The organism is Herbihabitans rhizosphaerae (assembly GCF_004216555.1).
In the GTDB taxonomy this organism is placed as follows: Bacteria; Actinomycetota; Actinomycetes; order Mycobacteriales; family Pseudonocardiaceae; genus Herbihabitans; species Herbihabitans rhizosphaerae.
Genome location: NZ_SGWQ01000001.1, coordinates 923556 through 935865, shown reverse-complemented (window position 1 = coordinate 935865; position 12310 = coordinate 923556). Strand labels below are relative to the sequence as shown.

The 12310-nt window shown below is 69.1% G+C and carries 12 protein-coding genes; 7 read left to right on the top strand and 5 right to left on the bottom strand.

The genetic code is table 11. The annotated features are described in order from the left end of the window. From EV193_RS04670 to EV193_RS04655, 4 genes are all read right to left on the bottom strand, one after another. Complete coding sequence (locus tag EV193_RS04670; protein WP_130342650.1) at positions 1 to 1287, bottom strand: hypothetical protein; 1287 nt, start codon at positions 1285 to 1287, stop codon at positions 1 to 3. 141 nt (positions 1288 to 1428) lie between these two features. Continuing rightward, positions 1429 to 1818, bottom strand: a complete 390-nt coding sequence (locus EV193_RS04665; RefSeq protein WP_165401224.1) for a lactococcin 972 family bacteriocin — start codon at positions 1816 to 1818, stop codon at positions 1429 to 1431. 361 nt (positions 1819 to 2179) lie between these two features. After that, positions 2180 to 2833, bottom strand: a complete 654-nt coding sequence (locus tag EV193_RS04660; protein ID WP_207222484.1) for an MBL fold metallo-hydrolase — start codon at positions 2831 to 2833, stop codon at positions 2180 to 2182. A gap of 17 nt (positions 2834 to 2850) precedes the next feature. Then, on the bottom strand, positions 2851 to 4092 hold the full coding sequence (locus tag EV193_RS04655; RefSeq protein ID WP_130342647.1) for an FAD-dependent oxidoreductase: 1242 nt from the start codon (positions 4090 to 4092) through the stop codon (positions 2851 to 2853). 65 nt (positions 4093 to 4157) lie between these two features. On the opposite strand from EV193_RS04655, the gene EV193_RS04650 reads away from it, so the two are divergent. Continuing rightward, on the top strand, positions 4158 to 4643 hold the full coding sequence (locus EV193_RS04650) for a MarR family winged helix-turn-helix transcriptional regulator (protein ID WP_165401223.1): 486 nt from the start codon (positions 4158 to 4160) through the stop codon (positions 4641 to 4643). Positions 4644 to 4742: 99 nt separating this feature from the next. On the opposite strand, the gene EV193_RS04645 is transcribed toward EV193_RS04650, so the two are convergent. Next, the gene (locus EV193_RS04645; RefSeq protein WP_130342645.1) at positions 4743 to 5357 is read right to left on the bottom strand and encodes a TetR/AcrR family transcriptional regulator; all 615 of its coding nucleotides are present in this window, start codon (positions 5355 to 5357) and stop codon (positions 4743 to 4745) included. Between the two features lie 97 nt (positions 5358 to 5454). On the opposite strand from EV193_RS04645, the gene EV193_RS04640 reads away from it, so the two are divergent. The 6 genes from EV193_RS04640 to EV193_RS04615 all read left to right on the top strand — a co-directional run bounded on the left by EV193_RS04640 (position 5455) and on the right by EV193_RS04615 (position 12209). Next, positions 5455 to 5790 carry a hypothetical protein gene (locus tag EV193_RS04640; RefSeq protein ID WP_130342644.1) on the top strand — a complete coding sequence of 112 codons (336 nt, stop codon included), beginning with the start codon at positions 5455 to 5457 and terminating at the stop codon, positions 5788 to 5790. Between the two features lie 274 nt (positions 5791 to 6064). Beyond that, a complete protein-coding gene (locus EV193_RS04635; protein ID WP_130342643.1) occupies positions 6065 to 8275 on the top strand; it encodes a sensor histidine kinase in 2211 nt (736 codons plus the stop codon). A 3-nt stretch (positions 8276 to 8278) separates the two neighbouring features. Then, positions 8279 to 8701 carry a roadblock/LC7 domain-containing protein gene (locus EV193_RS04630; RefSeq protein ID WP_130342642.1) on the top strand — a complete coding sequence of 141 codons (423 nt, stop codon included), beginning with the start codon at positions 8279 to 8281 and terminating at the stop codon, positions 8699 to 8701. Further along, the gene (locus EV193_RS04625) at positions 8698 to 9078 is read left to right on the top strand and encodes a DUF742 domain-containing protein (RefSeq protein ID WP_130342641.1); all 381 of its coding nucleotides are present in this window, start codon (positions 8698 to 8700) and stop codon (positions 9076 to 9078) included. Before EV193_RS04630 ends, EV193_RS04625 begins: the two co-directional genes overlap by 4 nt. Continuing rightward, complete coding sequence (locus EV193_RS04620; protein WP_130342640.1) at positions 9059 to 9649, top strand: GTP-binding protein; 591 nt, start codon at positions 9059 to 9061, stop codon at positions 9647 to 9649. Before EV193_RS04625 ends, EV193_RS04620 begins: the two co-directional genes overlap by 20 nt. A gap of 277 nt (positions 9650 to 9926) precedes the next feature. Continuing rightward, positions 9927 to 12209 (top strand): ATP-binding protein, encoded by a 2283-nt coding sequence (locus EV193_RS04615; protein WP_242613134.1) that lies wholly within the window; start codon positions 9927 to 9929, stop codon positions 12207 to 12209. Positions 12210 to 12310 lie beyond the last annotated feature (101 nt).

Here is a 12310-nt window from a genome sequence, read left to right as displayed (position 1 = left end):
CTACAGCTGTTTCAATGGCTTCGCCGCGTTCCGGCGTTCCATGATGCGTGCGGTGACAATCAAAAGTAGAGCCTCGATCGCCAGGGAAATGACGGCTACCGCGAGCAGTTTTGGCGTTTGGGAATACGGACTCACCTCGACGCCGGGGATCAATGTCGCCTGTGTTCCGTGCCATACGACGACTGCGGCGATGAGGGTCTGCACCAGCCACGTTGCACCCGACACGAGGAGCAACTCCCGGTGAGACCCGAGCAGCCTGCGTGCGGTGCGCTGGCTGCGCAGCCGATCAGAGCCGGTGACGACGATCGTCACTTGCAGCAGGACCATGACGAGAAGCGCGCCGACCGCGAGCGCGACGGACTGTGTCGTGGGATCGCGTGACTCGCTGGCCTGCGTACCTGCGGGAGCGGGCACGTTCACCAGGTGCCGCAGATTGTCGTCGAGCCGGAGTTGCCTCAGCAGCGGGGCGAACTGGGCGGACACGGCCGCCGGGTCGCCGTCGACGCGGATTTTGAGCCCGGCGTCCAGACCACCGGTGATCGAGTTCAGCCGGTCGACCGTAAGGCTGTTCGCGGGCGTCATGATCTCCACGACCGGATCGGTGATCATGTTCCCGCGATCGGGGTTGACTCTGGGGTCGAAGCTGAACACCTCCTGCCCCGAAGCGGTCCAAATGATCCGGACCTCCTGGCCGGCGAACCGCTGCAGCGCCTTCTCGTCTACGACCCTCGCCTCTGCGAGCGAGGCGCTGGCTCGGATGCTCCGGAGATATTCTTTGAACTGGGCTTCTCGTGGTTTGAACCGCTCTGGCACGGCGACCACCCATGCCTTTTCGTCGTCCGGGACGGCGATCTTCTTTCCTGACGCATCCAGGATCGGGTACTGCTGGAGAAAGTTGCCGTTCACCCGGATCGGCCGCGCGGGCCACGGCGACGACGGGTCATTTGGGGCGCCAGCCTGATAGTTGACGGAGTCGACGTAGAGCCCGCCCGCCTTGTCGAGAACGGGGTACAGGTCGCGCGCCTCCGCGACCGTCGAGGCGTCGCCGCCGGTTTCGAACTCTCGCCGGTCGTCCCCCATGAGGCGTGGATGGAAAACCGCGTAGTTCTGGGCGTTCCCCCAGGGTGATGTCGGCTCCGGGTGTTGATCCAAGTCGACGAATTGTCGCCACAGGGCAACAGTCAACACAATCAGCGCCGCCCCGCACGCGACCTTCAACACGAGCGGCACCGCGATCGCGACGCGAAAGAAGGACCTGCTTCGCGCGCGGCGCATCTGCCTATTCATTGCGAAGCTCCTTTTGTCATGTTTGCGGCTCGTTGGTGATCGCGAAGGCTTGATAGACGTGAGGAATTGATGTCAAAAGGCGCGCGCCAGTATCGGACCCGATGGTCGGGTCCGATACTGACTCATCGTGCGCTCTGGCTGCTACGATCCACTAGGTGGTGGTGGATCGACCCTGTTGTCCCAGAAGGAGTTGCACACGAGAGCGATTCCGCCCACAACGTTGGCGTTTGCCCAGTATCCTGGTGCGGCATACTTCTTGTTTGTGCCACCTCCCATGGCTACGGATGCGCTGTGCCAGAATTCGTTATTGATATAATTGGAGAAGCAATTTTGCCAGCCGGGTGGCCATGCGCCCGAGGTGCCATGGCACCAGGTGCCGCCGTCGGCGGGGTCGCAGGACTGGACCTCGGGACCGTCGGTAACCGCGCTCCCGCCGTGAATCGGGGTGGCCTGCGCGACCGAGCCAGCTCCCGTGAGCATGAAGAGTGTGAGCGAAGCGATCGATGCCGCCTTCGCGGCTTTCTTCTTCAATGGTGACATACTGATTCGTCCCCTATCGGCAATGTTCCCTTGTTGAATCGAACGGAGATCCTCGTGTCCGGCGTAGGTAGTAGCCATCGTGAAGACACGCCGTTCGACCCACTTTGTGAGTTGCACGCCAGCCCTCTGTATCCACGTCGTGGAAACGTCGAGGCTCGTATGGCGCGACGAACTTCAGTTTGTCCGGTGGACGTGGCAGTCGCGTGGCACCCGCGTTGTCCTCACGTGGCACGGGACTTGTGCGATCACCGCTGAAGCGGCACGTACGTTCACCGTCTTCGATCTCGCAGGCGCAGGAATTCACCAGGAATCCCTGGACTGCTCGTAGCCGCCCAGCTTTGCCGGCTGGTGATCAGCCCAGCGGGTCGGTCCAGGTGGTGAGCGTGGCCTTGCCGTTCTCGGTGACAGGAGTGCCGTGGCCGAAGCCGACAGCATCGACGTCGATGGTGGTGAGCCGGCGCAGCGATCGTTTGGCTTGCTCGCGGTCGGTGTTGAAGGGGCCGAGGATGACCTGCCCGTTCTGATGGGCGGAGATGTCTCCGGTGAGCAGTACGCGTTCGGTGGTGAGGTGCACGGCGATGCTGCCGGGGGTGTGGCCGGGCGTGCCGATGATCACGGCGTGTTCATCGAGGGTGTCGCCGTCGTGCAACTCGCGGTGGACCTGGCAGGCGGGGGCCGGTTCGACGGTTCCGGCGATGCTGGCCATGAGCGGTTCCTCGGCGGCGGTGAGCATCGGGGGAACGCCGTCCCGCTCGCCGCGGATGACTGGTGCGTCGGCGCGTCCGGCGTAGACCTGAGCGCCGGTGCGGTCGGCGAGTGCGGCGGCGGCTCCGGTGTGGTCGTGATGCCAGTGGGTGATCAGGATGCGGGTCAGGTCGAGCCCGAGGTGGCGCAGCACGTCGAGCACGGTGGTGTCGTGTCCGACCTCGCCGGCGTCGATCAGCGTCGCGGTCGTGCCGTGTCGCCACAGGTAGGCGTTGGCGTGGCCGGCTTGGAAAGCGTGCACGTTCGGGCTGAGCGGGGTCAGTTCCGGGACGGTAATGGGAGGCTCCTTCCAGTGAGTGCGAACGTCGTGGCGCGGGTCGCGGTGACCGCGGTGTAGACCAGGGGGTGGCGCAGACGGTGCTGCCAGCGCAAGGGGGCGATGGAGCCGGTGACGATGTCGTCGGCGTAGTCGCGCATGGTCTGCTCGTACTGGTGCAGCGCGTTCAGCAGAGCCGGCCGATCACCGATCCCGGTGAGCGCGTCGACGAGGTGTCCGGCGTCGCGGATCGCGGTGCTCGCGCCGATACCGCCGGTCGGCGGGACGACGTGGACGGCGTCGCCGAGCAGGGTGACCGCGGTGGTGGGCCAGGCCGGCACCGGCGGCGCGGCGTAGAGGGCGACACGTCGTAGCGATACCGGATCGGTCAGGCGCGGCAGGTGCGCGATGTCGGGGTGCCACGCTCGGGTGAGGTCCTCGACGGCGGCGCGCAGGACGCTCTGGCCGGCGTCGGTTCCGGGAAGGCGACCGGTCGGGCCGAGTAGCGCCCAGATCAGGTAAGGGTCCTCCAGGTCGGGCTGGATCGGGCCGGCGACGGTGGGGTCGACGGCGGGGCCGGTGACCGGGTCGTGGGCGCTGAGGAACATGCCGAACCCGCCGCGCCCGGTGGCCAGCGCGTAGCCGTGGCGCAGCGCGTCGGCGATGCCGGTGAGCCCGAGGTCGGCGGCGCGCCCGGGGACACGGCCGCTGACCATGCCGGCGTCGAGCACGCGGCCACCGGTGTCGCCCAGCAGTTGGCGGCGCAGCGGGGAGTGGGCTCCCTCGGCGACGATCACGACATCGCCGGTCTCGGTCTGCCCGTCGGTGGTGGTGATCGACACGTGGTCGGGCGTGATCTGGAACGAGCGGGTCTCCCGGTGTTCACGGACGTGGTCGGCGATCCCGTGGGCGAGTAGTCGCAACAACGGCCCCCGGCCGATGGTCAGCACGTCCCGGTCGCCTTCGCGCGTGCTGCCCAGCGGGCGCAGTCGCTGGTCGAGGTAGGTCAGGCGCTGGTTGACCGCCCGACCACTGCCCGAGGCGAGCAGTGCGGTGAACAACGACGCCGGCAGCAGCCGCGCCAGCACGGTCATCGCGCGCGAGTCGAGCCGCAACCGATAGCCGCTCGGACCGGCCTGTTGCAGTTCGCCGCGCTCCAGCACGACCACCTCGTGACCCGCGGCGAGCAGGCCCTGGGCAGTGGCGAGACCGCCGACGCCCGCACCACTGATGATGATCCGCATCGCATCTCCTAGTTGCAGGTACCTGTAACCATAGGATGCAGGTACCTGTTTCCGCAAGGATGGCGATGCCTGTGATGTCCGATGAGTCGTTCGGTCCGGGATCGGCCCCGAGTGAGGCCGACATCGACGCGGTCTTCGTGTGGACCGCCATCCGCGTCGGTCGGCTGCTGGAGCGCATGGCCGCGGCCCGGCTCGCCGACACCGGGCATGGACTGACCCAGGTGCAATTCGGCGTGCTGGCCTACCTCGGCGCCCGACCTGGCATGAGTCAGTCCGAACTGGCCAGGGCTATCCAAGTCCGCCCGCAGAGCGCCCACGAGACCGTGACCGCCATGATCGACGAGGGAGTGCTCGAACGCGTCGGCCCGGGCGGGCGCGGACGCCCCGCAGCCCTGCGGCTCACCGACCACGGATACGCGCTGCTGTCCCGAACCTGGCCGGCGGTCACCGGCATCAGCGCCACCGACCTCGGGCTCACACCCGACGACGCCGCCACACTCAACGGCCTGCTGCACACCGTGCTGCACACGCCGGCGACGCGATCCCGATAGTGCCCGAACCCGCCGCCCGTCGGGTGGTCACAGGACGATCGATAGAAGCCCGGGTCATCGAGGTCACCCGGTTTCCCCGCTGACCGGCGATGGTGTCGTTCAGCCCGCCGCTTCGGCGCGGATTCCGTTGACGAGTAGGCGCAGTCCGTATTCGAATTGCTCGTCGGAGCCGACGATGAACAGGTGCTCGCCGGGAGGCGCACCGGGTGATTGTGTGATGGTCTGGCTGACTTGTTCCCAGCGTGCGTCCCGGCGACCGGCTCGCACGCTCATCGCCAGCGCTGCGGCGAGATGGGCGATGAGGGTTTGCGATGCCCGCACCACGTCGGGTGGTGCGAGACCGGCTTCGGTCAGTGCGGCGAAGATTCCGGCGCCGAGCCGACGCCCGTTCTCGCCCAGCGGGGGCCGGGCGGCGATGTGCGCGGCGATGCCGGGATGTCGCAGCGCCGACGATCGGATCGCGGCCATGATCGTGTGCAGCCGTTCGGACCACGGCGTGTCCGGGCCGGGGTCCTGGGCGTCGGTGAGCGCCGCGTCGGCCACGGCGTCCAGCAGCGCCTCGCGATTCGTGAAGTGCCGGTAGAGCGCCATCGGATCGCATTCGATGGCGGCTGCGATTCGGCGCATGGACATGGCCTCGGCGCCTTCCCGATCGCCGAGTCGCAGTGCCGCCGTCACGATCGCCGCGGGCGTGAGGCGTCCGGATCTGGCCATGTGCGCCTTTCTGCTGAGAACACCTTCAGTCTACAGCGTAGACACTCGACGCGAGGGCGGTCTACGTCGTAGACCTCAGCGTTCTGAGGAGGGTGAAATGCCTGTTGTCACCATCGGGAGGGTGTCGGCGCTCGTGTTGAGCGGCGGCACGTTCGCGTTCCTGTTCGTCAACAACTCGTGGCGTTCGGACAACCTGTTCCTGGTTCCCGACCTGATCTTGTGTGCGGTGTTGGTCGCCGCCGCCCTGACACCACGGCCGCGGGTACAGCGCGCCTTGCTGTTCGCGTTCGGGCTCACCGCGGGCGTGCTCATGACGTCGGTGGCGTCCTATGCGGTCGACGGGCGGCTCGGTGTCGCGAGCCTGATCGGAGCGGTGCTGTCGGTGGTCGCCGCCGCGCTGCTCGCGCGGTCACGTCAACCCAGCGCTGCATGATGGGAGTGTGCGCTGAAACCGTTGCGGCACAACGGGTTTCACCTCTCCGCGAGACAACCCGAGGATTCGCTCTCGAAGTCCTTCTGCCGGAAGGTCTGATCGGCGTCTACGTCGGTGGATACGTCATTCTCCCGATGCTCCGACTGGCGGCGGTACATAGCGTCCTGCGGAACCAGCCGGGCCTGTGACCTGTGCCACGCCATCTGCGACGGTGGATGTGACCAGGTAGCCGGCCGGCTCATGTCGTCGGTGGGTGAAGGTGCGGTGCTGCATCATGGCGAGTCGGGTCGGATCCCGTCGGGCACGGTCGATCAGAGCGCGGGTGCTCCGGATCGCGTTGATTCCGTGCCTGGTCGTGTTGCTGTTCGGTGGTGCGCTGTCGGTCTACCTGATCCGACAGGGTGGCGCGTCGCTGGAGTTCGCGGACGCGCGTCGGTCCGGTCTTCCCGTGGTTGGCAGGTACGTCGCCTCGCGGCAGGAGGAGCGCCGGCTGACGATGGCGGTGCTGGGCGGCTCGGAGGCCGACCGGCCGCGGCTGGCCGAGCGGCGGCGCGTCGTCGACGCCGAACTGGTGGAGGTCATCGAGTACGCGCGTGGTCTGGCCGACGGGCATTCGCCGGAGCTGCGACCTCAGGTCGTCAAGGGCGAGGAGTATCTGCGGACGGTGCCCGAGACGCGTGCCGCGCTCGACTCGGGGGCGACGCCCGCGCTTGCCGGTTTCGACTTCTTCAACCAGGTGCTGGACGTGATCGGGATCGGCTCCAAGCGGCTGGCCGCCTCGGCCGACGACGCCGCGGTCGCGTTCGAGCACGTGGTCAGCTCGGACCTGTTCTTCGTGATCGAGTCGGTGTCGCGGGCGCACGCGCTCGGGGTGTACACGGAGGCCACGGGCGACCATGCCGCGCGGACCCGTCTGGGCGCGCTGACCGCCCAGTACCGCCAGCCGCCGACCGCGGTGATCGCCAACCTGACCGAGGACGAGCGCGGCCGGTTCACTCGGCTGCTCAGGTCGCCGGACTGGGCGACGCTGATCGCCGGCGACCAGGCACTGGTCACCGCCGCGCGGTTCGACGTCGCCGCGTGGGAACGGGCGGCGGCCAACGTGGTCGGGGAGCTGTCGGCTATCTATCTGTCGCACTCGGCGTACACGGCTGATCTCGCCGAGCGGCACGGTGACGAGGCGCTGCTCTGGTCGGTGATCGCGGGCATCGTGATCGCGTTGATCGCCGGGCTGGTCGCGGTGTTCGCCTTCCGCGCCGCCGCGAAGCTGATCAGCCGGTTGAAGGACCTGCGTCGGCGCACCCTTCAGTTGGCCGACCACGAACTGCCCGCGTTGATCGAGCAGGTCGGCGCCGGCACCCGGATCGACCCGGACACCGACGTCTCCCGCGTGGACTTCGGCGCGGACGAGATCGGCGAGGTGGCCCAGGCGTTCGACAAGGCGCAGCACGTGGCGCTGTCGGCGGCGGTCGCGGAGGTGGAGACGCGGCGCGGGGTGCGTGCGGTGTTCCTCAACATCGCGCACCGCAGCCAGGGCGTCGTGCACCGCCAGCTCGAGGAGCTGGATCAGATCGAACGGTCCGAGGACAACCCGGAGTTGCTGGACCGACTGTTCCGGCTCGACCACCTCGCCACCAGGTCACGGCGAAACGCGGAGAATCTGATCATCCTCGGTGGCGAGCAGGTCGGCAGACAGTGGCGCAGGCCGGTCGCGTTGAGCGACGTGGTGCGCGGGGCGGTGTCGGAGACCAAGCACTACACCCGGGTGTCCACGCCGTCGCTGCCCGACGTGCTGCTCGACGGATCGGCGGTCGCCGATGTCGGGCATCTGCTCGCCGAGCTGGTGGACAACGGCACGGCGTTCTCGCCGCCCGAATCGCGGGTCGAGGTCCGCGGGAACCTGGTCGGCAAGGGCGTCGTGGTCGAGGTTGAGGACCAGGGCATGGGCATCGCTCCTGATCAGCTCACCGAGATCAACCGGACGCTGTGCGAGCCGCCGGATTTCAGTTTCATGGCCCTGGCCGACGAGCTGCGCATTGGGCTGTTCGTGGTGGCTCGCCTGGCGGCCAAGCATCGCATCAGGGTCACGCTGCGCGAATCGGCGTATGGCGGAATCCAGGCGATCGTGTTGCTGCCGTCCATGCTGCTGGCTGCCTCCGCCGAGTTCTACGACGACGGTGAGCGTCCGGAACCGCAGCCCGAACCGGCCCCCGAACCGGAGCCGGAACCGGCGTCCGCTCTGACCGCCCCCGTCTCGACGGCGCGGGTGATGACCGACCGGCCGCCGCTGCCGACACGGGTGCGGCAGAACAGCCTGGCGCCCCAACTGCGGGAGGCGGACCGGACCGAACCGGAGGGTGAGTCGTGGACCGAGCGTGACGTCGACCGGTCCAGTACGGCGCTCGCCGCGTTCCAGCGGGGATCGGCGCGAGCCCGATCAGAAGCTGCCGCCGCGACCGCGGGGCCCGAGGTTGGAGGCGAGTAGACGATGAGCGAGGACACCAAGTCGCGACTTGGCTGGCTGATGGACGATCTGGTCGAGCGGGTGGCCGCGGTGCGGCACGCGATCCTGCTGTCCGCCGACGGACTGCTGATGGCCCGTTCAGCCGGACTCGACCGCGGGGACGCGGAGCACCTGGCCGCGGTGAGTTCTGCCTACCGCAGCCTGTCCCAGGGCACCGGCAGGCACTTCGGACTCGGCGGCGTCCGCCAGACGGTCGTCGAGTTGGACATCGCGTATCTCCTGGTCACCGAGGCCGGAGAGCGTGCCTGCCTGGCATTGCTGACCGAGGAGAACGCCGATCTCGGGCTGGTCGCCTACGAGATGAACCGTGTCGTCCAGCAGGCGCGAACACATCTGTCCACATCGGCGCGCACGCCGGTGAACGGCGTCGTGCCACGGGCGTCATGAGTATCGCCGTGCCCCGGCGTGAGCAGTGGTTCGACGACGCGGCCGGACCGGTCGTGCGGCCCTACGCGGTCACCGGCGGCCGGACCCGCGTCGAGGGGATCGAGCTGGACCTGGTCACGCTGGTGGTCGCGGTGCAGCCCGACGTGCACGCGTCCTGGGTCGACACCGAGTCCGCACGGCTGCTGTGGGCCTGCGCTCACCCGCTGTCGGTCGCCGAGGCGGCGGCCGGTGTCCAGCTGCCGCTGCGGGTGGTCAAGGTGCTGCTGGCCGATCTCATCGGGCAGGACTACATGCTGTTTCGCAACGGCTGGACGCCGGCCGCACGGCCTGACGTGATCACGATGCGGAGGGTGCTCGATGGCCTCCGTGCGCTCTGATCGGACGAGGGCGTCGCTGGACGCCACGACGATCAAGATCCTGGTGTCCGGCGGCTTCGGCGTCGGCAAGACCACGATGGTCGGTGCGGTGAGTGAGATCCCGCCGCTGCGCACCGAGGAGACGATCACCGAGGCCAGTGCCGGCACGGACGATCTCACCGGACTGGCCGACAAGTCGACCACTACGGTCGCGCTGGACTTCGGCCGCATCACGATCAACACCGACCTGGTGCTGTATCTGTTCGGCACGCCGGGGCAGGACAGGTTCTGGTTCATGTGGGACGAGCTGGCCGAGGGCGCGCTGGGTGCCGTCGTGCTCGCCGACACCCGCCGGCTGGACAACTGCTTCGCCGCGGTGGACTTCTTCGAGCGCCGCGGGATCCCGTTCGTGATCGGGCTGAACTGCTTCGACGGAGTCCAGCTCTACGGTGTCGACGAGGTGCGAACCGCGCTCGACCTGCCCGCGGCTGTCCCGGTCCACCCGTGCGACGCCCGCGATCGCGAGTCCGCGAAGGAGATGCTGATCGAACTCGTCAGCCACGTCGTGAGCACCACGGCCGTGCCCGGCTGACCGCGACTCACGCAGCCGTGGAGGACGGCCGGCGACACGACGCCCCCGGACCGCCGGCCGTCGAGGCCCCTCCCACGGCGACGTGAAGGAGGCCGGCGCGGTCGTCGCAGCCGAGGAACCAGAAGATGTACGACTTCGGCTATCCGGGAAAGCCGAGTCCGCCCTACAACGGTGAGAAGCTGCGATCTGACGCCGGGATCGGCCTGCCCGCCGTGACCCGCACCACATAGGGTGCGGTTAGCCTGATCGGGCTAACCGAGTCTGTGAGGTGCGGGTCGTGGGTGTGGTGCGCGGTGGTGTGGTCGCGACGTCGTCGGTGGACGCCACGAGCTATGTCGGTCGCCGCACCGAGGCCGCCGAGGTGCGCGCGCTGCTCAGGACCGAGCGGCTGGTGACGCTGACCGGCACCGGCGGGGTCGGCAAGACCCGGCTCGCCGTGCGCGTTGCCCGCGACGCACGACGCGGCTTCCCCGACGGAGTCACGTTCGTCGACCTCGCGAGCCTGCGCGACGGCGGGCTGCTGCCCAACGCGGTGGCCGAGGCGCTCGGCCTGTCCGACCGCTCGTCCGGCTCGACCGCCGAGCGTGTGCTCGAGTACCTGCGGACGCGGCAGGTCCTGCTCGTGCTGGACAACTGCGAGCACCTGCTCGCCGCCGCCGCCGAGTTCGCGCGCTCCGTGATGATCGACTGCCCGCGAACTGTGCTGTTGGCGACGAGCAGGCAGTCGCTCGGCGTGCAGGGCGAGCAGATCGTGGCGGTGCCGCCGCTGCCCGTTCCGCCCGACGACGACGTGCGGGCCACCGAGCTGACCCGGTACGCGGGCGTGCGGTTGTTCCTGGACCGAGTCGCGGCGAGCTGTCTTTCCTTCCGGCTCACCGACGACAACGCCGCCGACGTCGCACAGCTGTGCCGGCGGCTGGACGGGGTTCCGCTGGCGGTCGAACTCGCGGCCGCCCGGGTCCGCCTGCTGTCACCCCGGCAGATCAACGAGCGCCTGGCCGGCGGGCTCGGGTTGCTGACCACCGGGCGGCGTACGGCGTCGCCACGGCAACAGACGCTGCGGGCGACCGTCGAGTGGAGCCACGAGCTGTGCTCCCCCGCCGAGCGAGCCATGTGGGCGCGGGTGTCGGTGTTCGCCGGCTCGTTCGACCTCGAGGCTGCCGAGGACGTGTGCGGCGAGCCGGTGCTCGACCTGCTGGAGGGGCTGCTGGACAAGTCGGTGCTCGTCCGCGAGGACACCGACGGGTTCGTGCGCTACCGGATGCTGGAGACGCTGCGGGCGTTCGGGCAGGAGCGGCTCGACGAGTCGGGCGACGCTGATCGGGTGCGGCAGCGGCACCTCGACTGGGTCGACCGGCTCACCGCCACCGCGGACCAGCGGTGGGTCAGCGCCGAACAGCAGGTGTGGGCGCGGCGGCTGCGCCAGGAGCACGCCAACCTGCGCGCGGCGCTGGACTGGTCGTTGCGCGAGCCCGCACGGGCCGGCACGGCGTTGCGGATCGCGACACGTCTCGACGAGTACTGGCGGGTGCGCGGCTCCAACACCGAGGCGTTGATGTGGCTGACCCGCGCGCTGGACGCCACACCGGCCGACCACCCCGGCCGCGCGAAGGCGCTGGCCGTCGCGGCGCTGCGCGCGGCGTGGCTGACCGATCTGGAGCGGGCGGACACGCTGGTCGACCAGGCGGACGCGGCGAACCGGGGGGACCGGTGGACCGCGGCGTTCGTGACCTACGTCCGCGCGTTCCTGAACATGATCAGGATCAAACCGGGCAGCCGCGATCTCGCCGCGAGCGCCGCCGCCGAGTTCCGCGCGCTCGGTGATGTCCGCCGAGAGCTGCACCCGCTGTTCATCCAGGGCGTCGCGACGGCGTTCCTGGGCGAGTTGGAGACCGGCCGGTCGTTGCTGGCCCGGATGATCGACCTGAGTACGGCGCACGGCGACGCCTACTACCGCGGCATCGCGAAGTTCGGCGTGGCCGCGATCGAGGTGGCGTTCGGCGACGTGGACCGCGCCGAGATCGCCGCGCTGGAGGCACTGGCGATCGACGTGGAGATCGGCAACCAGTTCGGCGCCGCGTACCACATCGACGCGCTGGCCTGGGTCGCGGCGCGATGCGGGCGGCATCAGCGGGCGGCCACGCTGTTCGGCGCCGCGGACCCGGTGTGGGAGCAGGCCGGAGCCGACGCGGGCGTCGCCACCTCGATCGGGCACCGCGAGTTCGTCAAGGCAAGCCGGGCGGCGCTGGGCGCGGCCGCGTTCGACACGGCGTTCCAGGCCGGGCGCGCGATGAGCATCGCGGCCGCGTACCGGTACGCGCTCGGTGAGGACGGCCCCGCCGACACGGCCCGGGACGGCGGCGAGCCGGATCCGCTGACCGCCCGCGAGCGCGAGGTGGCGGAGCTGGTGGCCAAGGGCATGACCAACAGCGAGATCGCCGAGCAGCTCGTGATCTCGGTGCGCACCGCCGGCACCCACGTGCGCAACATCCTGGTCAAGCTGGACTTCGCCAACCGCGCCCAGATCGCGGCGTGGATCGCGGGGACGCACACCCGCTGACCACGTCACCGGCTACGTCATTGTCCCGATGTAGACCGGTATGGCCGTCGAGCATTCTGAGCGTCCGTTGACGGGCGGACATTTCGCCGGAGAGGACGTAC

Excerpts from the sequence above, each read along its gene's own strand:
- EV193_RS04670 (WP_130342650.1), bottom strand. The coding sequence starts at position 1,287 with ATGAATAGGCAGATGCGCCGCGCGCGAAGCAGGTCCTTCTTTCGCGTC.
- EV193_RS04655 (WP_130342647.1), bottom strand. The coding sequence starts at position 4,092 with ATGCGGATCATCATCAGTGGTGCGGGCGTCGGCGGTCTCGCCACTGCC.
- EV193_RS04650 (WP_165401223.1), top strand. The coding sequence starts at position 4,158 with ATGCCTGTGATGTCCGATGAGTCGTTCGGTCCGGGATCGGCCCCGAGT.
- EV193_RS04645 (WP_130342645.1), bottom strand. The coding sequence starts at position 5,357 with ATGGCCAGATCCGGACGCCTCACGCCCGCGGCGATCGTGACGGCGGCA.
- EV193_RS04640 (WP_130342644.1), top strand. The coding sequence starts at position 5,455 with ATGCCTGTTGTCACCATCGGGAGGGTGTCGGCGCTCGTGTTGAGCGGC.
- EV193_RS04635 (WP_130342643.1), top strand. The coding sequence starts at position 6,065 with ATGGCGAGTCGGGTCGGATCCCGTCGGGCACGGTCGATCAGAGCGCGG.
- EV193_RS04630 (WP_130342642.1), top strand. The coding sequence starts at position 8,279 with ATGAGCGAGGACACCAAGTCGCGACTTGGCTGGCTGATGGACGATCTG.
- EV193_RS04625 (WP_130342641.1), top strand. The coding sequence starts at position 8,698 with ATGAGTATCGCCGTGCCCCGGCGTGAGCAGTGGTTCGACGACGCGGCC.
- EV193_RS04620 (WP_130342640.1), top strand. The coding sequence starts at position 9,059 with ATGGCCTCCGTGCGCTCTGATCGGACGAGGGCGTCGCTGGACGCCACG.